This is a genomic window from Streptomyces sp. NPDC001890, assembly GCF_042891445.1.
In the GTDB taxonomy this organism is placed as follows: domain Bacteria; phylum Actinomycetota; class Actinomycetes; order Streptomycetales; family Streptomycetaceae; genus Streptomyces.
Map to the genome: position 1 here is coordinate 110,732 of NZ_JBIATE010000009.1, position 20,596 is coordinate 131,327.

Here is a 20,596-nt window from a genome sequence, read left to right on the forward strand (position 1 = left end):
CGCTACCTCCGACGCTCGACGCGCGATGACGCCTTCTTGGCTCTTTTCCTGGCGGTCTTCTTCGCAGCGGGTGCAGTCTTCTTCCCCGCAGTCTTCTTCGCAGCTTTCTTCGCAGGAGCCTTCTTCGCCGTGGCTTTAGGCGTTCCGGTCTTCTTTGCCGCCGTCTTCTCCGCGGTAGTTTTTTTTGCAGGCGCTTTTTTCTTGGCTGCAGTGTCCTTTTGGGATGCAGTTTTCTTTGCAGCAGCCCTGCCGGAGGTCGCTTTTTTCTTAGTGGTCTTCTTGGCAGCTGACTTTCGTCCATCCTTCTTAGCAGGGACCTTTGCCGCTTCACGTTGGGCAGTGGCCGACTTGCGCCTCCGGGGCGCAGGCTCTTCAGCAACGCGGGGAGCACGACGTCGGGGCCGCTCTTCACGCTCTTCCTCCGGCTCCGCTTCCTCGGGTTCTTCCTCTTCCTCCTCGTATTCCTCTTCAGGCTCGGACTCGTCTTCCTCCTCGTAATCCTCTTCGGGCCCCTCCTCCTCGTATTGGGTCCCTTCTTCCTCGCCCTCCTCCTCATCCGGTTCTCCACCACCGCTCTCAAGCTGGAGAGTGCGTTCATGGAGTGAATCAGCAAGCGTCGTCATCCGACGGTTGAAAGCAGCCGCGATGGCCTCCCGCCCGGCGTCCTTGACCTCCCCCCGCAGCTGCTCACTCAGTTCCGCGACTTGAGGAATCTCCCCGAGCTTGCGCATACCTTGCGTCACGAGCTGTCGCGGTTCGAGTCCGAATTGACGTCCAGCAATATAGGACGCGGCAGTGAGAGCGAGTCGGCCTTTTTTCGTGCGGCCCAGCACATAGCCGCCGGCCAAGGCAGCGGCAAGCAGAATCCTGTTTCCATCTTTCACGATTACGTCACCTTTTCGTGGGTCTACGGCCGTCGGCGTCTGCGCAGCAGGACGCCACTCACCGGCACAGCCCTGCCATACCTCCAGAGTGATCGGTGTCCTCGTCTACGCATCCCGAGCAGGCCAACAATGCTCCGTTGGGTGAGCCGCGGCAGACCCGGCTGTGCGACTTCTTGGAGGACGGGGAGGTGGTTTATGCACAGCCCGCCATACGGGTCACGCTCGTCGGCGGCCGGGGTGAGACGCGACGGACCGGCTGCCTCGCACCTGCATCGGAACTGTCAGACCAGCCAAGCGCGGTCACCGACGACCGACAGGCCAGGTACATGGAGATCCGGCGCTGTCTTCGGCTGCGCGAGTTCCTCGTCCGACAAGGGCCGCCTGGCGTGTCAGGTCTCGTCGGCCTGCCGGTGCAAGCGAGTCATAGCCGCACGTGCCTCCATACCTGCCAGGGGACGAGCCGGACGTGTCGCACGCGGCGCAAGGAGTCAGGCTCCAAGCGGAGCCCGCACATCGCACCCAGGCATGCGGCCTTCAACTCGCCCCCCAGGCTCGGACCGCACTCCGCGAGCGCAGAACCGCTCACGGGTGACTCCACACGGATTCGCGCGTTAGAACTGCCGTGACCACGACGACTACGGGTTCCGCACCAGTCACTGGCCGCGCCGGAATGATGCTGCGAGCCCCTGGTGAGCCGATCTTCGCGGCGCTGGCCGCTCACTGGGCAGCGAAGGGGCGTGTTGTACCCGGTCAGGCGGACCGGGAGTGGGTCACGCTGGCGGGCAGTTGCCCGTGGCCCGACCGATAGGGACCAGCGTGCTGCGAGGGTCTTCGCCCCCGGCTTCCGCAGCACGCTGCACCGCCCGGCAGCCTCGACGGCCTGCCGAGCCAACGAGGCTGCCGGACCGGCCGGGGGCTCGGGGCTCCTTCCGGTCCGGCACCTCCAACGCCGTCAGCGCTCTCCACGGCGACCAGCTCGGTGATCAGATTGTCAGGTTTCGCCAGCAGCATCGACTACGCTCCAGCTTCGTGAAGTAGGAGACCCCCTCGCCGAACAGCACCGGCACGAGGCTGGGAAGCGCCGCCCGGCTCGCGAAGCCTCCGACCTGAACGGCTCGCTCCTTCTCGGAAGCTCATCTGACAGGCCGAGGCGCCTCTGCGGCAAAGGTTCTCTCACCCGTTCGGCAGCGAACCCCAAATAGTCCGGCTTCGTTCATATCGGTGGAGAGCCAGTGCACCCGGTCTGTCGTCGGCCGCTGTCGGCAAGCCCGGCCAGGCTTTTTGCGCGCCAGGTCACAGGGCAACTCCGTGCCACCAGACGTCCTCGGTTCGTCGTGGCGACCGATCAGCTCACAGGCGGCTTCTGGACGATCGGATGAGGCTACCCAGCAGGTGCAGAAGTGGGCCGGCCACTGCCGCCACCCGGAACGGCGGAGGCACAATGTCACGGCTGGAAAACCCGCGGTCAACACTCCCGGAGGAGGAGGCTGTGCCCGACAACCCCCGAGTCCTCGTGGGCAGTCGGATCCGGGAGATCGTGACGACGACCGATCACAAGACGATCGGCAACATGTACCTCGTCACGTCGTTCGCCTTCTTCCTGTTCGCCGGGATCCTGGCGTTGATCATGCGCGCGGAGTTGGCGCGGCCTGGTCTGCAGATGCTGAGCCCGACTCAGTACAACCAACTGTTCACCGTGCACGGCACGGTCATGATGCTGCTGTTCGCGACTCCCACCTTCGCCGGTTTCGCCAATGCCATCATGCCGCTGCAGATCGGTTCGCCCGACGTGGCGTTCCCCCGGCTCAACGCGCTGACCTACTGGCTGTTCCTCTTCGGGGGGCTGATCGTCGTCAGCGGACTCCTCGTTCCCGGCGGTGCCGCCTCGAAGGCGCCACCGAGAAGACGGCGACGTCTGACGTCAGTGCAGTGCTCAGCGTTGTGCCCGATGTCGCGGGCGAGGACCTGGTAGACCGCATCTTGCTCCAGCTCCCGCCGGCGTAGGACCTGCTCTTCAGCCGTCCCCGGCCGAACTTGCCGTGAGCGGCGTGGGACGAGTGGTGGTTTCGGCGACTGGTACCCCAGGCCGCGTCGGAGAGCTCCGCCAGGCGCTCCAGCCGCTCAGGCGAGATGAACATGCGGAGCTACCAGTCCCGATCCGGGGAGGCATGGTCGGGGTGGGCCCGGTCTCCTATCCGCCCGGCGGTCGGGCGGCGCTGGTGGCCGACCGTGAGGGTGCCACCTTTGGTATCTGGAAGGGGGGTGTTCTCGTCGAGTGGAGTTTCGGGGTGGAGCGGTCGCTGGCCTGGCTGGAGTTTCATACCGGCGATGGGTTCGCGGCGACGGTGTTCTACGGCGAGGTACTGGGATGGGGCGAGGGGGACGCCTGCTGCCTGCTATGACGCCTCTTGCGAGGAGGATCACGTCGGCCTCCGGCGGACCGGGCAACCCGTCGCCAGACTGAACAGCGGTACCGTCGAGGAGGCCGCGCCGCAGCCGCGGCTGCGGCCCGTTGGCTGGTCCACTTCAAGGTCCCTGACGTGGACAGGGCTGTTGCGATCGCCCTGGAGAGCGGGGGCAGCACCGTCACGGGCGCGGAGTGGGGTGGTGGCAACCAGGTGACGATCCGGGATCTCTTCGCCCTTGACCGATCGGAGCGCCCAGGGGCGGACAATGGCCAAACACTGGTGTGGATCAGTCGGCGTCGCGTGCGATATTCAGGGCGAGCGCCTGCAGGATCGCGTCGGTGGGCGGCTCCGGGTCTGTGCGGTCGTACGCGTCCGCGACCGTTTCGAAGGCCAGCACGAAGCCGTTGATGAGGGCGCTCAGCGGTTCGGAGAGCTGGTTCAGCACGGCCAGACCGACCTCCGTCGGATCTGCGGTGTCGGGGACGAGGAAGTGTGTCGGGATGACCTCGCCGAGCAAGTCGGAGACGTAGCCCGCGCCGACTCCACCGCGCAGGGCCGTGAGTGCGGCGATGGCCTTGAGCTGGATCTCGTTCTCGGTCATGTGCCGAGCCTAAGAGGAACACGCGTAGCCGACGCGAAGGCTTCCTGAGGAAGGCGGCGATCACTCTGGCTCGGCGTCCTTCGCCTGATACGTCTTGGTCCACGTGGCTCCGCACCGGCAGCCGAACCGACTCCATCGACTTGCATGTCGAACAGAACGTGCTCACCGTGAAGGCGGAGCGCCGGACCGGCGCGTCCAGCGACGTGCTGATCGCGGAGGGCCCGACCGGATCCTTCAGCCAGCGGCTTTTCCTGGGCGAGACGCTGGACACCGACCGCATCGCCGCCTGCTACGACGAAGGCGTGCTGCGGCTGACCATGGTCGCCGAGCGGGCCAAGCCGCGGAAGATCGAGATCAGGGCCGGAAACGGCTCACCCGAGGAGATCAACGTCTGAGCGGCAGCGAAGTTGAGAGGGGCCCGCTCTTCGGTCACGTATCTGGAACACACGTTTGAAGGGAGCGAGTGATGACACGGGCGGTAGGCATTGACCTGGGTACGACCAACTCCGTGGTCGCTGTTCTCGAAGGCGGCGAACCCACCGTCATCACCAACGCAGAGGGCGCGAGGACCACACCGTCGGTGGTCGGCTTCTCGAAGCAGAAGGGTGAGGTGCTGGTCGGTGAAGTCGCCAAGCGCCAGGCCGTTACCAACATCGAGCGCACCGCACGGTCGGTGAAGCGGCACATGGGCGAGACCAAGTGGTGTTTCCCGGAGTCCGGAGACATCGACGGCAAACGATACGCGGCGCAGGAGATCTCGGCACGGGTCCTGCAGAAGCTGAAGCGGGACGCCGAGGCGTACCTGGGTGAGGACGTGACCGATGCGGTCGTCACCGTCCCGGCGTACTTCAACGACTCTCAGCGCACCGCCACCAAGGAGGCTGGTGAGATCGCAGGCCTGAAGGTGCTGCGGATCATCAACGAGCCGACATCCGCGGCGCTCGCGTACGGTCTGGACAAGGAGAGCGATCAGACGATCCTGGTGTTCGACCTGGGTGGTGGCACCTTCGACGTCTCGCTGTTGGAGATCGGCGAGGGCGTGGTGGAGGTGAAGTCCACCAACGGTGACACTCACCTGGGTGGTGACGACTGGGACCAGCGGATCGTCGACTATCTGACCAAGCAGTTCAAGAACGCGTACGGTATCGACTTGTCCAAGGACAAGATGGCCACGCAGCGGCTGCGCGAGGCGGCGGAGAAAGCGAAGATCGAGCTGTCCGCAGCGACGGAGACGGCGATCAGCCTGCCGTATGTCACCGCGTCGTCCGAGGGCGCGCTGCATTTGGACGAGAAGCTGACGCGCGCCCACTTCAAGCAGCTCACTCAGGACCTGCTGGACCGCTGCAAGGGCCCGTTCCACAGCGCGATCAAGGACGCGGGGATCTCTGTCTCGGAGATCAATCACGTGATTATGGTGGGCGGTTCCACGCGCATGCCCGCAGTGACCAATCTGGTCAGGGAGCTGACGGGGAAGGATCCGCACAAGGGTGTGAACCCGGACGAGGTCGTGGCCATCGGCGCGGCCCTGCAGGCCGGTGTGCTGAAGGGTGAGGTCAAGGACGTCCTGCTCCTCGACGTGACCCCGCTGTCCCTCGGTATCGAGACCAAGGGCGGCATCATGACCAAGCTCATCGAGCGCAACACCACGATCCCGACCAAGCGGTCCGAGATCTTCACGACGGCCGAGGACAACCAGCCGTCCGTGCAGATCCAGGTCTACCAGGGCGAACGCGAGATCGCGGCGTACAACAAGAAGCTCGGGATGTTCGAGCTGACCGGCCTGCCGCCGGCCCCGCGTGGTGTCCCGCAGATCGAGGTCGGATTCGACATCGACGCCAGCGGCATCATGCACGTGACCGCGAAGGATCTGGGCACGGGCAAGGAGCAGAAGATGACCGTCACCGGCGGCTCCGCCCTGCCGAAGGACGACATCGACCGCATGATGCGCGATGCCGAGGTACACGCCGAGGAGGACCGGCGCCGCCGGGAGGCCGCCGAGACCCGCAACCAGGCCGAGCAACTCGTCTACCAGACCGAGAACCTCCTGTCCGACAATGCGGACAAGATCCCCGGTGGCGTGAAGACCGAGACGGAGGCCGCCCTCGCTGACGTCAAGGAGAAGCTGAAGGGCGAGGACACCGCCGCGATCCGTAGCGCCATGGAGAAGGCGGTCGCAGTCTCGCAGAAGATCGGCAGCGCCCTCTACGCCCAGGCACCGGGTGCCGGAAGCGACACCGACTCCGCGCCCCAGGCCGGGCAAGGGGGCGACGAGGAGGAGGTCGTCGACGCGGAGATCGTCGACGACGAGAGGACGGAGGGAGGCGAGCGATGAACCGGCCGAACGAGTCTCGATCGCCACAGCAGCGCCACCAGCAGCCGGCGGGCCACCGGCAGCAGCAATGGGCCACCGCCGAACCGTCCCTGTCGGCCGTGCCGGAAGGCAGGTCGGCGCGGCCGAGACCGAAGGCATCCGGGCCGTCACCGCGATGTACCGCAACGTGGACAACCGCCACTGGCCTCGTCGATATCCGGCCAGTCTCGCCGCAAGGCTGCTCTCGAACTGATGTCGCGAGCAAGTGCGGGAAAGTTGGGGGGACTCGGTGCCGGAGCCTGAACCGCATAGCGTCGGAGCCTGCCAGGCGCTGAGCCTTGCGGAGATGTGAGCTTGAGTGGTCGCCATACAGGTAGATACCTGCGGATGAGACGCCGTCAACCCGAGAACATGTGGGAGTACCAGTGACCCGGCCATGGTGGTACCGGATACCGTCCGACCGCAGGTCTGCTGATCCCGTACACGGCGACGTGCCTGCTCGTCCTCACCGTTTCGAAATCAGAGGTCGTGTGGGCCAGAGGCGGACTGCTGCTCGGATGGCAAGGTTCGTGCAGGGCGCTGCCGGGGTCAGGCACGACAGGCTCCACGGGGCGTAGCGGAGTAATTTCCGGCCCGGCGCCAGAGAGTGTCGCTCGACCGGGGCGCGCCGACTCGTGGCGGTGTGGAACGGGCTCAGGTTCGAATGGGTGGACCGGTCCGTCTCCGCTGCTCCCGCCCAGCTGATGGCACGCGGGGCAAGGCTGCTGGCTGAACTTCGACGTGCCACTCTCGACAGGGAACCATCGCATCTTTAAAGTCACGAATTGTCACACAGGGTGATCATTTGAGTGGGGGAAGGTGACATGAAACACCGGATCATGTCCGTCCTGGGTGCCGTTGTACTCGCTGCCGGAGTCCTGAGCGTCAGTGCGCCATCAGCCAGCGCCGTGCCCGGGGGTTGCGCCTACGCTTCGTCGACATACCGCCCGACCATTCAGTACGGCAACACGGGAGTGGCGGTGAAGCAGGCCCAGTGCCTGTCGAACGTCTGGGGCGGCGTGCCCAAACTGAACGTCGACGGCATCTTCGGCAGTGGTACGCGCACCAAGATCAAGTGGATCCAGGGGTGTCACGGCCTGGCCAAGGACGGAATCATCGGGGCCAAGACCTGGAACGCCCTCTACAACCCCGCCCCCGACTGCTACGACCCTTACCCCGGATAGAGCTGCGCCGGATGACCAGGGTCTTGTCCGACAGCGGCACGGGGCATGGCCCTGGGGCGTACTGGCAGCAGTCCTTCAGGCCGTCGGCGTGCTCCCATGGACAACCGGTCGGGTGGCCGCCCGAGGACGTCGGACAGTAGGGCGGTCTCGGGCTGAGGGCTGCCAGACCGGAAGGGGCCAATATGACCGGCCGGTACAGCAGCCTTGTTGGCCGGGCAGGTCGGCGAGGACGCTGGCCTCTATCGGATAGGCCGCTGACAGTTGACTGCCAGCATGGCCCACTCACGGTCAACCTGACCGAGTACGACACGCCCCGGCCGCTGCTCAGTGGACTGCTAGGCACTGCCCGGCGGATCATGCGACTTTCCGATCGGTCGCTCGTTGGTTCGGTCATGGGGCGGGGAGATCTAACGAATCACACCGAGCACGGCTCCGGCCTCGGAACCCAACGCTGGTTCGTAGAACGCGCGTTCACTCACCTGCACTGGTTCTGTCGCCTGCGGATTCGCTGGGAGATACGGGACGACATCCACGAGGCCCTCCTCACCCTTGGATGCGCGCTCATCTGTTGGCGGAGGCTTGCCCCCCTACGCTGACAGCAGCGGAACCCAGTGCTTCATCACCTGCTGCAGACGCTGTTGGTGGTCAGCAATCCAGTCGTCCGGCGGCACGAGCGGTTCCGTTCCACCAGCGGCGGATCGACTCGACAGCGAACGCGGCAGTGTCGTGGTCGGTGCCCACGTTGACCCAGCCCGTGTTCGCGGCGACGTCGTAGATGCCGTAGGGCACCGCCTTGCCCAGCTCGCGATCGGGGTAGTCATGGGTGTCGACCCGCACCGGCTCGCCCTTCGGCTCCCACTCACGGCCGCTGTTCTTGAAACGGCCGACCAGTTCCTTCTTCTTCGTGTCCACACTGATCACCGGAGCCCCGCCGTCCTGGTGATTGCGGGCCTGCTCGTTGAGGTATTGGAACTGCGCGTCCCGGTCGGGGTGCTGCTTGCCCTCCAGGGTCTTGGCGTTGCTCTGCAGACTGAAGCCCTCCTCGCGCAGGAGGTCGCCCACCGTATCCGCGCAGATCCGGTGGCCCTGGCGGGTCAATTCCTCGGCGAGCTTGCGGGTGGATTTGGTGGTCCAGCGCAACGGCGACATCGGGTCCCCGCGGACATCGGGCTCGACCAGGGCGAGGAGCGCTGCCCGAAGGGCCGGGTTCAGGTCGACGACGCGTTTGCGGCCGCCGCCGGGCCTGCGGACCCGTCCCAACGGAGCCTCTCCGGAGTCGAGTTCCCGCACCCCGAGCGACACAGTGGCCTCACGGACACCGGCGGCACGGGCAACCGCCCTGATCCCACCGTGGCCGAGCGACCGAGCCTCCGCACCTATCAGCAGACGACGCTGCCGCTCGTCCAAATGCGGCAGGATCGCCTCGAACTTGGCTGCCAGCACAGGCCGTTGCCCTTCCAGTCCGCTCATACCAGAGCAACGACCCACCGAACGGAAAGCCACGGGTTAAAGATCTGCACGCCCCAAAGGCGTGGTCAGGGTGCTGACATCCCCTCTGTGCACCCCCATGCCGCCCGAACTGCCGAAATGGAGAGGGCGGGGGCGGGGCGGGCGGAGCGCCTCGGGGATCGGCGGCCGGGAATCCCACAATCATTCCCGGGCAGGTCGTAGCAGACCGCCAAGCTGCCGGACCGGTGTGTCCGACGGGGCCGTGGTCCTCATGGTCGTCCTCGTAACCGTGCCCCCGAGCATCAGTAGATTTCGGCGAGCCTCTCCAGTGCGGTCGCCGTGGCGTGGACTGATTGGGTGATGGGCGTCATTTTCTGGGCGCGACCGACCTGGAGTCATTCGGGGCGATCTGCGGGTCGGACGATCAACGGGGTCCTGCCCAAGGCAGAGTGCGCTCCTCCTGATGGGGCTCGGAGAGCCACCAGTCACTGGGCGCCTTTCAGGTGCCGCTTGAGCATGAGGGGCAGGGCCAGCCAACAGCACGCGAACCAAATCAGCACAAACCCTGTGATAGCCCAGGCGAAGCTGGATTCCAACGCGACCCGCAGCAGGAGAAGCACAGCGCAGACGATGGCAGCTGCAAGAAGGGCAAGTCCAGTGGCGATCAAACGCCCCGTAACTTGGATCAGCTGCGGCTTGCGCCGGTGGCCGGCAAGTGTGCGGTGGAAAGAGACCGGCGCTACCAGCGCACCGGTCGCCAGTGCGCCGAGTACGACCGTGACCACATATACGACCGTGACCACATAGAGGTTCCTGTCGAACAGGCCCAACTGCTCGAAACGGGGCGTGAAGACGACGCTGAGCAGGAAACCGAACAAGATCTGCGCCCCAGTCTGCGCTACCCGTACCTCTTGTAGCATCTCCGTCCACTGACGGTCAGCCCGCTCCTCGGTCGTCTCGTGCCGCCCGAAGCCGTGTTCCTTGTCCTCTCCGGGAAGAGCGCTGTCACGCGAGCGTTCGGCGTCCGTCATGTTCCCACCTCCGGAATTGCCCCTCGGCAAGTCAAAACAGGAGCCAAGGGCCCGGTGCCTCGCTCCGCATGACTACCACGATGCACGGATACCCCCAGCGTTCCCGGAGCCACGCCACCTCACCGCTTCTTGACGACTGCCCTGCGTGGCCGCGTGCTGCTCCGAGTGACGGGCGGGGTGGACCGCCTGGGGGAGGTGCCCCCCAGGTCGGGACCGGGGCAGGACACGGCCGGGCCACCGCTCGTAGTCCGATCCTTCCTTGTGTGGGACGGTGGTGATCGCAGGGCCGGGGAGGTGAGTGCGTGCGGTTCCTGCGTGCGTGCCGCCGGGTCTGCGCCCCAGGACGGAACTGCACCTCTACCCCGCCGTGCGCAAGCACGTACCGCACGGTGCGGCCATGGCGGACAAGGAACTCGCCGATTACACCAGAGCCGAGGCCATACTCAAGGACCTCGAAGACTTGAGCGTCGACGACCCGCGGTTCAACGACACGATTGCGAAGCTGAAGCTCGATGTCGCCTCCCACGTGCGCGAGGAAGAACACGAACTGTTCCCGAAACTCGCAGCCACCCTCCCGCCCGAGACGCTCGACGAACTAGGCCGACAGGTGCGCCGGACCAGGCAAACCGCCCCCATGGCCATCCGGCTGTCTGGACGCCGCACTTCGCCGTCAGGAACGCGGACGAGACGGCGGCCCGGATCAGTGAGCGCGGTGCCACCCTCGCCGTCGGTCCTCTGGTCCTGCGGGAGGGCCGGGCCGGGATCGCCGCGGACCGGGACGGCGCCGTGTTCGGGTTCTGGGAAGGCCCTGCCCTGACCTGGTCAGTGGGGTGGGGGAGAGCCTCGGTGCGACTGGACCTTCAGACCCGTGACGCGTTCGACGCCTCGATCTTCTACGCGGAGGTCTTCGACCGGGCCCGGCCGCCCGGCGGCTGCACGGTCGACTACGCCCAGGATCACATCATCGTCCAGGCCGCCGGACGCACCGTCGCCACCCTGCGCGGCGGGGGTGACGAGGCCGGCCCGGACCCACGGGTCCGGCCCCGGTGGAATGTCCACTTCCGGGTGAGGGACGGCGAGTAGGCCGCGGCGGCCGCCGCAGCGGCCGGAGGTGAATCCTCAACGGTTCCCTCACCCGCCGGCGCCCCGGACGGCGCTTCCTCATCCGCGACCCCGATGGCGCCCTCTTCACCCTGGCCGGCGCCTGACGACGGCCACCCCCAGCCAGGAACTCACGTCCACCGAGTCGGCTCCCAACGCGCCCGCAGCCAGTTCGTCGCGCAGCCCCCCGACATGGCTCGCCGCCGCTGCCATCGCCCGCCCGGCCCACCCGCGTCCATCGGCCTGCGTTCAGTCGGGCGGCTCCGACGGGCGCGGCCGCCCTGGCTCCGGTTCGGGACCGGGAACACCCGGGCCATCCGGGCGGGGTGGCTCAGGCGGTGATGTGGGCGACCCGGGGGGCGCCGGAGGATCCGGCGGGACAGGCGGCTCCACCGGCTCCACCCGCTCCGACGGCCCCGGAGGCGAAGGGGGTTCAGACAGCGGGACCGATGTGATGTCGGGATCGGGCGGCACGGGAACGGTGCCCATGATCACTGCCTCCTACTGGCCAAGGGCGTGTTCGAGTTCCTTGCTTATTCATCTTCGAACAACCATGGATGGTGCGCATGTGGTCGAAGTGGGTGATCCTGCGCGCAACTGACAGTCCTCCAGCAGGGTGGGCCGCGGGCGCCGACGGTGAGGGAGTTGTCGGTGTCGTTGACGCGCACCCCCGCCTGTGGTCAGCGGTCCGTCCGGATCGGGGGCCCGGAAGGCGTCCAGGGCCGTCTCCGTGGCGTCGCGTTCGTCGGTGGACGGTCCGGAGTTGGTGGTCATCTGAGCGCTCTCCGTCCAGGGGCCGGCCCAGCCAGGCGAAACAGCCGCCCAGGCGGCTGACCGCCAGGTGGGCAGAGAAACGGGGCCGCACGGCCCTTCCGAGCCCGCACAAGTCCGGGTGCCGGGCCGTGCACGGTGGCCGATCGGGTGAGGCCGCAGCGGGCTGGGCGGGCGCGGTGTTCCGGGCGGGGATACCTATGGGCTGGGCGGGAGAGACCCGCCCCGGGATGAGAGAGGCGGATGTGCGATGGGGCAAGGCGGGAACGTGATCGACGAGCTGATGACCGATCACCGCGAGGTCGAGGAGATGTTCGGCCGTATCCAGGCCATGACCGCGGGCGGCCAGCAGCTGCGGGACCAGGTGGACGAGGTCACCATCGAGCTCGTGCGGCACTCGGTCGCCGAGGAGCAGTACCTGTACCCGGCGGTCCGCGAGCACATCGACGGCGGCGACCGGATCGCGGACAAGGAAATCGCCGACCACGGCCGGGTCGAGAAGATCCTCAAGCAGCTGGAGAGGGTAGACACCGACGACCCGCAGATGAACACGATGCTGCAGCAGCTCATGGACGAGGTCGCCGCCCACGTCCAGGACGAGGAGAACAACATCTTCCCGATGCTGCGCCGCGCCTGCACCCCACAGCAGCTGGACGACCTCGGGGACAAGATCCGCCGCGCCAAAACCATGGCACCCACCCGGCCGCACCCCTCCGCGCCAAGCACGCCTATGGCCAGCAAGCTCCTCGCCCCAGGTGTCGGCCTGGTCGACCGGGCCCGCGACTTCGTCACCGGCCGCGGCAAATCCTGACCCAGCTCCCCGGGCCGGGCCGCCCAGGCGCGGCCCGGCCCCGCTGAGCGCACGGGCAGGGCGTGACCCAGGTCATGGGCCTTCCTGGCAGGCGTCACCTATGCTGATCGGCCACGAACGGGGCAGCGCCGCCCCGCTCACCAGCTCGCGCACCCGACCGCACGGAAGGGCGCCGGCACGCCCCAGGAAACCGATCGCCGTGCCCACCGATCTGACACCCGTCATAGCCGCCTGCACCCGATGGCTCCTCGACGCCTACCCCCCGCCCACAGGCGCCCTCAACCACGCCCTGGCCGAGGCCCAGGCACTCCAGGCCACCACCCTCGCCGCCCATCTGCGCTACCCCACCAGCCTCGACGTACAGCTGCTCCACCTATGCGGCCCAGGCGGAGCCGACCGACTGGACTGGCTCACCGGATGCGACCCCAACCGCGACGACACCGCATGGCGGACCTGGGTGGACGAGACCGTCGTCAGCTGGGCTGCCTGCCTGCTGGCCGACCGCGCCCTCACCATCCGAGCACACCAAAACCACACGGCCACCGACCACCACAGCACCGGCCTACAACGCCTCATCGACCCAGGCACCCACGACACCGAAGCCGGCGCACTGCTGCGCCACCCCGACCTGCTGGAACCCATCGCGACGCTGCACCGCCCACAGCTGATCGATCTGCTCCACGCCGGGGCCGCTGGGACACCGTGACAAGCGTGCAAGCGGCCGGACACATCAGTCCGCTCCGAACGGGATGGAAGGCAGTCGCGGTGCCGATGACCGGGCCGCCGGTCACGGGGCCTGAGCGTCGACCGCCAGCGTCTAAGGTCTCGGTCCGCCAGGGCTCCAGACCGAAAGCCCGCCAGATCCGCAGCACGCTCGACGGCGAGACACCGGCCCGTTTGGCCGGCTCCCGCTTCGACCAGTGCGTCGCCCCCTGGGGTATCTCCTCAAGAGTGCGGACCACCACTTCCACCTGGGCGTCGTCCGCGGGACCCTGGGCCGCGGCTCGTCCGACAGGCCGTCCAGCCAGTGCCGCAGGAACCGGGGCCGCCATCTGCTCACCGTCTTGCGCCCAATGCCCAGCTCTCCTGCCGCACAGGCATGGGCCCCTGCCAGGGACGCTACTGCGAGAGCAGCGTCGGCGCGATCCTCGCATCGGCGCGCGAACAGCCGATCGGGCTCGGCGGACGCTTCTCCGCTCACCTGCCGGCCAAGCCTGTGCCTGTCGGGGACCTCCGAGGCCTCGACTCGGCTGCCGAGCAATCCGCAGCGGACGCATCGGATCCTCTTCGTTCGTGACCGGTATGCCATGGCCGTTGGACATCCCCAGCTGATCTCCGACGGTCGCGGGCACGACCGTCGGCGGCCCGACCTCGGCCAGCAGCCCCACTAGAGGTAGGCGCGGCGCTGGTGTACGGAAGACTCCGGCAGTCCGCGATCGACGGGTCGGGGTGCTGCAGAACATCCCAGCAGGCGTACGAGGCAGGATGCCGGACGGCCAACGCGCGGGCCCGGGACAAAGACGGCGCGGCACGCGACAGCGCCGCGGCAAAGTCTAGCCGGACCTCGCGCCAGAAACCGCCTCACCGTCCAGGACCGTGCCCGGCTTGGACCAGGTCTTGCTCTTCACATACAACGACCTTTCACCTACGACTTCCTTTCACCTACGACTTCGACAAGGATCTATCAGCCAATCTGGTGTATTACCACTACTTCACCCTGGCATTAGGGAGTGATGTAAGCAGATAGGCGGCACTCAGTGCCCCATTGGACCTGATGGGGCTCCCTCACGTCGCCGCTCGGATCACGCGGGGCGGCCGCCGCCTCCACCTTCGGATATCGACGACCTGGCTGAGCTCACGGCCACATTCCACCGTCTGGCCACACTGCCCCGCCCCGCCAGCTGAATCGCTGCCCCCGCCCCACCCCGCGTCGGGCCCTCACCGTGCCCACCGGCCAGCTCAGCCTCAAACAACCTCGCCCGCCCGCCCAGCAGCCCCAACTGAAACGCTGAGGTCAGCTATGGATGGACGGCAGTCCGCAGGAAGTGACCTCCCCGGTCCGAGCAGCACCGGCCCGGCATCCTCGGGGGATGATCGGGCGGACCAGCGGCCTCCCTGACACACGGTCATGACAGAAGCGGGATCACCTGCATCCGGCCGATGGCGCACTGGCGCGCGCCCGCACCCTCGCGTCGATAATTACGCCATGATGCACATTCGCAAAGGTCGCCACCCATCGACCTTACTTGACGCTCCATCAGAAAACTCAGCAAAGAGTCAGCATCAGTACCGCGCGAAACCGCTTCGAGACGCCATGAACCGCCAAGATCAATAATCCGCCCCACCCATCCTGACCTGTGAAAAACGTGCTCAACAACTTGCCTGCTAAGCTCATCAGGAGGTACCCGTGAGGATGCTGATCAACGTCCCCGAAACCGTTGTCGCGGACGCGCTGCGCGGTATGGCCGCCGCCCACCCCGAGCTGACCGTGGACGTCGAGAACCGCGTCGTCGTACGGCGTGACGCGCCCGTGGCCGGGAAGGTGGCGCTCGTCTCCGGCGGTGGGTCCGGGCACGAGCCGTTGCATGCGGGGTTCGTCGGGCCCGGGATGCTCTCCGCGGCCTGTCCCGGAGAGGTGTTCACCTCACCCGTGCCGGACCAGATGGTGCGGGCCGCCGCCGCGGTCGACAGCGGGGCCGGGGTGCTGTTCGTCGTCAAGAACTACACGGGTGACGTACTGAACTTCGAGATGGCCGCGGAGCTCGCCGAGGACGAGGGCATCCGGGTCGCCCAGGTACTGGTCAACGACGACGTGGCCGTGATGGACAGTCTCTTCACGGCGGGGCGGCGCGGTACGGGCGCCACCCTGTTCGTGGAGAAGATCGCCGGGGCGGCGGCCGACGAGGGCGCGCCGCTGGAGCGGGTGGAGGCCGTCGCCCGGCAGGTGAACGAGGCGTCGCGGAGTTTCGGGGTCGCTCTCGGAGCCGTCACCACACCGGCCAAGGGCTCCCCCACGTTCGATCTGCCGGCGGGTGAGCTGGAGCTCGGGATCGGCATTCACGGCGAGCCGGGGCGGGACCGCCGGCCCATGATGACCTCGCGCGAGATCGCGGACTTCGCGGTGCACGCGGTGCTCGACGACCTGCGGCCGACCGGGCCGGTGATCGTGCTGGTCAACGGCATGGGAGCGACGCCGCTGCTGGAGCTGTACGGATTCGCCGCCGAGGTCCAGCGGGTCCTGTCCGAGCGGGGCGTCGTCACGGCTCGTACGCTCGTGGGGAACTATGTGACCTCGCTCGACATGGCGGGCTGTTCGGTGACGGTCTGCCAGGTGGACGATGAGCTGCTGCGGCTCTGGGACGCACCGGTCCAGACCCCGGCGCTGCGCTGGGGCCGCTGATCCGCCCGTACCGCAGCCGTCATGCTGGAGCGACAAGGAGATCATGTGCTCGACGCCGACTTCTTCCACCGTTGGATGACCGCGGCCGCGGCTGAGGTGAGCCGTGAGGCGGACCACCTCACCGACCTCGACTCCGCGATCGGGGACGCCGATCACGGCAGCAACATGCAGCGCGGCTTCGCGGCGGTGACCGCGGTCCTGGACGAGGAGTCGCCGCGGACTCCGGGAGCCGTACTGATGCTGGCCGGAAGGCAGCTGATCTCGACGGTCGGCGGCGCGTCCGGCCCGCTGTACGGGACGCTGCTGCGGCGTACGGGAAAGGCCCTGGGCGATGCTCCCGCCGTGTCACCGCAGCAGCTGGCGGAGGCGTTCGGGGTGGGCGTCGCGGCGGTGGCGCAGCTCGGTGGGGCGCAGGCCGGGGACAAGACGATGCTCGACGCGCTGCTGCCTGCCGCCGAGGCGCTCGGCACCTCGTTCGGGGCGGCCCGGGAGGCGGCCGAGGCGGGGGCGCTGGCGACGGTTCCGATGCAGGCCCGCAAGGGCAGGGCGAGTTATCTGGGTGAGCGCAGCATCGGTCATCAGGACCCCGGGGCGACGTCCTCGGCGCTACTGATCGCCGCGCTGGCCGATACCGGGGCGGCGGACGGGAGCGCGGCATGAGCGAGGGGAGTCAGGTCGGGATCGTCCTGGTCTCGCACAGCGGCCCGGTCGCCGAGTCCGTGGCCGAGCTGGCCCGGGGGCTCGCGGCGGGCGGTGCCACGGCGCCGGTGGCCGCCGCCGGCGGCACCCCCGCGGGTGGCCTCGGGACGAGCGCGGAACTGATCGCCGCGGCTGCCAGGTCGGTGGACTCCGGCGCGGGCGTCGCGCTGCTGGTCGATCTGGGCAGCGCGGTGCTCACGGTCAAGTCGATGCTGGCCGAGGGCGACGAACTGCCGGACGGTTCACGGCTGGTGGACGCGCCGTTCGTGGAGGGTGCCGTGGCGGCCGTGGTCACGGCGTCGGCGGGTGGCGACATCGCGGCGGTGGAGGCCGCGGCCTCGGAGGCGTACGGATACCGCAAGCTGTAGCCGGGCGGGGCCGCCCGCACCCGTGTGGGGGTGCGGGCGGCCGCGGTCCGTCAGGCGGCCGGAGGGGCCGCGGCTGCGGCGACGGTGATCCGCGCCTGCTGTGTCGTGCCGTTGACCGTCACGGCGAGGGTGATCGTGCCCGGCCGGAGCGCGGTGAGGGTGCCGGTGGACGGATCGAGGACCGCCGTGTGACGGGGGCGGACGCCGCCGCGGTCGCCGATGTGCACGTTCGGCGAGCCGGTCCAGTCGGCGGCCAGCGGGAAGCCGACCGGGACGCTTCGGGTCCCCTGGGTGACCGCCGCGGTGACCTTCGTACGGCTTCCGGTGGCGAGCACCGACGGTGCGTCGATCCGCAGCGCGTCCACATGTGCGCGGGTCTGTACGGAGATCCAGTCGGGCCCGCCCTGCCACGGCCGTTGCCGCGCCGCGGCCTGGGCTCCCTGGCCGACGCGGTCGGCGCCGACCAGCGACCAGCCGGTGAAGCCGCCCTCGTCCGCGGGTCCGGCCGGTGCCTTGCCGGAGTTGCCGTTGATCAGATACGGCACTCCGTCGACGTGCGAGGCGTGGAAGACCCCGACGTGGCTGCCGATGAGGGCCGCGCCCTTGCCCGTCGTACGGCGGAAGTCGGCGAGCCACTGTTCGACCAGGGCTGCTTCCTTGCGGTCCCCGAGCTGGCTGCCCTTCTGCACGGTCGGGTCGCGCGGCGGCACGTGCTCGATGACCATCAGCGAATCGACGGTCCGGTCCTCGGCCGCCGCGTCCAGCTGGGCGCGGAGCTGCTTGATCTGGGCGAAGCCGCCGCCGCGCAGGCTGAGGCTGGAGGTGTCGAGAGTGACGACGCGGGTGCCCTTGTGGTCGAACGTCCGCTGGGCGGGCCCGAATTCGGTGATGAAGTTGTCGATCCTGCCGCCCATCACCTCGTGGTTGCCCGGTACGTAGTACCAGGGCAGCGTGTCGCCGAGTTCCTCGGTGAGGACGCGGCGGGCGAAGGCCAGGTCCGCGGGCGATCCCTCGTCGACGAGGTCCCCGTTGATGACCAGGAAGTCCGGGGCCGCCGCCTTGATCTCGCGCAGGGTACGCCGGGCCTGGGCGACGATCGCGCTGTCCGGGTCGCGGGCGACGAACTGGGCGTCGGACATCACCGCGAACCGCCAGTCCCGGCGCCCGGTCACGGCCGCCGGGTCGATCAGCGGGTCGGCGGGAGCGGTCTGTCCGGGCAGGTCGACGGTGGGCGGGACCTGGGCGGTGAGGTCGTCGATCACGATCTCACCGGTGTACTGCTTGGCCGCCGCGGTCTCCGCGAGGTAGAAGCGGGACACGGAGAGCGGCATGGCGGCTCCCGCCGGCACGGCGAAGGTGACCTGCCGCCAGCCGTTCCAGGTGACGTACGGTCCGCGCAGCAGCTGGTCGGAGCCCGCGGCGTCCTTGAGGTGCAGGGTCGGCCAGGCGCCCCGGCCGTCGCCCTTGATCCACAGCTTGAACGACTGGGGCTGACCGGGCACGGCGACCGGCTGGGGCGGGGCGGCGTAGGCGGCGCGGGTGGCGGTGGAGCGGGTGAAGTCGTAGCCGATCTTCAGTCCGGTGCCGGTGTGGCCGTCGGGGGTGGCCGCCAGCGATCCGTCGGCGCGGGCCTGACTGAACTTCCAGGACCCGGCGTCGTCGAAGGTGGAGACGGCCTGCTCGGTGAGGCCCACGCTGACGGCGAGGACGGTGGTGGTGCCCGCGACGCCCGCCTTGATCTGCCCCGCGCCGGAGCCGGTGCGTGAGGCGACGGTGAACGAGCCCTGCCCGTCGTCGCGGATGTCGAAGAGGGCGTGGTCGTAGTCGAGTTCGATGTCGCGCGGCTCGACGGGGGCGCTGGTGCCGTGGGCGTCGAATCCGACGATGCCGAACGTGCCGGTCGCCCCGCCGTCGGCGAGGCCCACCCGCTGGGTGGTGGGCTCGATCCGGGCCAGCTCGTCGAGGACGGTCAGGGACGTGCTGCCGCGCGCCGGTCCGCGTTCGACGCGTACGTCGGTGGTGCCGCTGCGGCGTGCGGTGAAGAGCCCGCTGCCGTCGACCGTGCCGACCGATCCGGGCGCGGTGCGCCAGCGCGGGGCGCCCTTCGCGGGGCCGTACGTCTCGTCGTACCCGGTCGCGGTGAGGCGACGGGTGAGGCCGGGGAAGACCCGGTCGGGGTGGCCGCCCTTGACCGGGTCGGCGCCCGGCGCGGCACCGGCGGGGGTGCGGGGCCCGACCCAGTAGCCCTTGAGCCGGCCGCTGCCGTCGGGGGCGGTGAGGGCGAGGCCGTTGGGGACGGTGCGCTCGCTGCCGTCGGACGGGCTGTTCTCCACCCGGAGCGCGTCGCTGCCGGGTTCGCGGGCGACGAGGGTGGACGATCCGCCGCCGTCCAGGTTGAGCGCGCTGTACGACCCGGCGCGCTTCATCATCAGTCCGAGCTCGGTGAGGGTGACACCGCCGCTGTCCGCCTGCCGTCCGTCGACGGTGAGGATCTGCATGGTCCGGCCGTCCTCGGAGAAGCCGACGGCGGTGCGGGGTGCGGCGGTGTTGTTGCCCTCGCCGTCGTGGTTCTGCGCGACTCCGTCGACGACGAGGAGTTCCCGGCCGCCCACGGCGGTACGGGGCACGGCCCCGCTGTCGGTGCGGGCCCGGTAGGTCAGTGACACCGGGTCACCGGGCTTCAGGGCGCCGAGTGCCACGGCACCGGCCTCACGGCCGACCAGCACGGTGGTGCCTTCGGGCACGGCCCCGGAGCCGGGTGCGGGCGAGACGGAGACGACCTTGCCGTCCCGTACGACCGCTTCGGCGACCGGCGTCGCGCTGTCCACGGTCAGGGCGCGGTCGGCGGTTCCCCAGGCGGAGGTGTACGCGCCGATCTGGCCGGCCGGCACGTTGGCCGCGTTGTAGGCGGCGAGCGTCCGCTGTCCGGCAGGCAGGGTGAGCGTGCCCTCGAAGTACAGGTTCAGGATGCGGCCCGCGCTGTCGGGGCCGATGCCCACGGCCCGGTTGACGCCGGGGGCGGGCGACTGGACGGTGGCCCCGTCCTTGATGCCGATTCCTTCGGGCGCGCCGGTCTGGTTGATGTCGAAGAAGTCGGCGTTGATCGCGGCCACGGTGCGGCGGCCGCGGCCCGCGTCGTGTCCGGCGGCGAGTTCGGAGACGCTGTGTCGTTCGGAGACCTTGCCGGAGGAGAGGTAGTCGGCGCGTACGCCGCTGCCCGCGAGGTCGACCGAGAGGTTGTCGACCCGCAGCCACTTGTCGGATTCGAGCCGGTCGTACGAGCTGAGGCGGACCCCCGGGGCGATCGGGCGGGAAGTGCGTGCGGTCTCGATGCCGTCGCCGTCCACGACCGAGCGGGACGCCCCCGCCGGGTTGCTCGCGGGTGGCGGGGCGACCGGTCTGAGGATCTCGGCGGAAGTGCGGGGTCGTGGATCGGGGTTCGAATCGGCGAGTGCCGGAGAGATCGCGCCGACGGTCAGTGCGGACACCGTTGCGAGCAGCACGGCCGGGCGGGCGAGAGTCCTGTGCCCTCGCGCCGC

General features: G+C 68.7%; 15 protein-coding genes and 2 pseudogenes. 12 read left to right on the plus strand and 5 right to left on the minus strand.

Features of this window, described 5'->3' with window-relative positions:
* Positions 1 to 2: 2 nt before the first annotated feature.
* A complete protein-coding gene (locus ACFYY1_RS22930; protein ID WP_388588352.1) occupies positions 3 to 884 on the minus strand; it encodes a histone protein in 882 nt (293 codons plus the stop codon).
* A 1,441-nt stretch (positions 885 to 2,325) separates the two neighbouring features.
* Here ACFYY1_RS22930 and ACFYY1_RS22935 point away from each other — a divergent pair.
* A pseudogene (locus tag ACFYY1_RS22935) lies at positions 2,326 to 2,772 on the plus strand (cbb3-type cytochrome c oxidase subunit I); the annotation flags it as partial.
* A gap of 280 nt (positions 2,773 to 3,052) precedes the next feature.
* A complete protein-coding gene (locus ACFYY1_RS22940) occupies positions 3,053 to 3,286 on the plus strand; it encodes a hypothetical protein (protein ID WP_388588353.1) in 234 nt (77 codons plus the stop codon).
* A 292-nt stretch (positions 3,287 to 3,578) separates the two neighbouring features.
* Here ACFYY1_RS22940 and ACFYY1_RS22945 read toward each other — a convergent pair whose 3' ends face one another.
* Complete coding sequence (locus tag ACFYY1_RS22945) at positions 3,579 to 3,893, minus strand: hypothetical protein (protein ID WP_356091223.1); 315 nt, start codon at positions 3,891 to 3,893, stop codon at positions 3,579 to 3,581.
* Positions 3,894 to 4,027: 134 nt separating this feature from the next.
* Between ACFYY1_RS22945 and ACFYY1_RS22950 the strand changes: the two genes are divergently transcribed.
* The 3 genes from ACFYY1_RS22950 to ACFYY1_RS22960 all read left to right on the plus strand — a co-directional run bounded on the left by ACFYY1_RS22950 (position 4,028) and on the right by ACFYY1_RS22960 (position 7,427).
* Positions 4,028 to 4,288 carry an Hsp20/alpha crystallin family protein gene (locus tag ACFYY1_RS22950; RefSeq protein ID WP_388588687.1) on the plus strand — a complete coding sequence of 87 codons (261 nt, stop codon included), beginning with the start codon at positions 4,028 to 4,030 and terminating at the stop codon, positions 4,286 to 4,288.
* A gap of 71 nt (positions 4,289 to 4,359) precedes the next feature.
* Positions 4,360 to 6,225, plus strand: a complete 1,866-nt coding sequence (gene dnaK, locus ACFYY1_RS22955) for a molecular chaperone DnaK (protein ID WP_388588356.1) — start codon at positions 4,360 to 4,362, stop codon at positions 6,223 to 6,225.
* Between the two features lie 998 nt (positions 6,226 to 7,223).
* Entirely contained in the window at positions 7,224 to 7,427 is a 204-nt protein-coding gene (locus tag ACFYY1_RS22960; RefSeq protein ID WP_388588357.1) for a peptidoglycan-binding protein, read from the plus strand.
* Between the two features lie 669 nt (positions 7,428 to 8,096).
* On the opposite strand, the pseudogene ACFYY1_RS22965 reads toward ACFYY1_RS22960, so the two are convergent.
* Positions 8,097 to 8,897: pseudogene (locus ACFYY1_RS22965) on the minus strand (ISAzo13 family transposase); the annotation flags it as partial.
* Between the two features lie 464 nt (positions 8,898 to 9,361).
* Positions 9,362 to 9,907: a DUF6328 family protein gene (locus ACFYY1_RS22970; RefSeq protein WP_388588359.1), complete on the minus strand. Its 546-nt coding sequence runs from the start codon at positions 9,905 to 9,907 to the stop codon at positions 9,362 to 9,364.
* Positions 9,908 to 10,226: 319 nt separating this feature from the next.
* On the opposite strand from ACFYY1_RS22970, the gene ACFYY1_RS22975 reads away from it, so the two are divergent.
* From ACFYY1_RS22975 to ACFYY1_RS23005, 7 genes are all read left to right on the plus strand, one after another.
* A complete protein-coding gene (locus ACFYY1_RS22975) occupies positions 10,227 to 10,724 on the plus strand; it encodes a hemerythrin domain-containing protein (protein WP_388588690.1) in 498 nt (165 codons plus the stop codon).
* Between the two features lie 29 nt (positions 10,725 to 10,753).
* Entirely contained in the window at positions 10,754 to 10,990 is a 237-nt protein-coding gene (locus ACFYY1_RS22980; protein WP_388588362.1) for a hypothetical protein, read from the plus strand.
* Between the two features lie 1,039 nt (positions 10,991 to 12,029).
* Entirely contained in the window at positions 12,030 to 12,590 is a 561-nt protein-coding gene (locus ACFYY1_RS22985) for a hemerythrin domain-containing protein (RefSeq protein WP_388588363.1), read from the plus strand.
* 199 nt (positions 12,591 to 12,789) lie between these two features.
* Positions 12,790 to 13,296: a hypothetical protein gene (locus tag ACFYY1_RS22990; protein WP_388588366.1), complete on the plus strand. Its 507-nt coding sequence runs from the start codon at positions 12,790 to 12,792 to the stop codon at positions 13,294 to 13,296.
* 1,701 nt (positions 13,297 to 14,997) lie between these two features.
* Positions 14,998 to 15,990, plus strand: coding sequence for a dihydroxyacetone kinase subunit DhaK (dhaK, locus tag ACFYY1_RS22995; RefSeq protein WP_388588369.1), 993 nt, complete (start codon positions 14,998 to 15,000; stop codon positions 15,988 to 15,990).
* Between the two features lie 45 nt (positions 15,991 to 16,035).
* A complete protein-coding gene (gene dhaL / locus ACFYY1_RS23000; RefSeq protein ID WP_388588693.1) occupies positions 16,036 to 16,650 on the plus strand; it encodes a dihydroxyacetone kinase subunit DhaL in 615 nt (204 codons plus the stop codon).
* Entirely contained in the window at positions 16,647 to 17,057 is a 411-nt protein-coding gene (locus ACFYY1_RS23005; RefSeq protein ID WP_388588372.1) for a PTS-dependent dihydroxyacetone kinase phosphotransferase subunit DhaM, read from the plus strand. The genes dhaL and ACFYY1_RS23005 overlap by 4 nt, the downstream gene beginning before the upstream one ends.
* A gap of 50 nt (positions 17,058 to 17,107) precedes the next feature.
* On the opposite strand, the gene ACFYY1_RS23010 is transcribed toward ACFYY1_RS23005, so the two are convergent.
* The gene (locus tag ACFYY1_RS23010; RefSeq protein ID WP_388588697.1) at positions 17,108 to 20,557 is read right to left on the minus strand and encodes a phosphodiester glycosidase family protein; all 3,450 of its coding nucleotides are present in this window, start codon (positions 20,555 to 20,557) and stop codon (positions 17,108 to 17,110) included.
* Between the last annotated feature and the right edge of the window lie 39 nt (positions 20,558 to 20,596).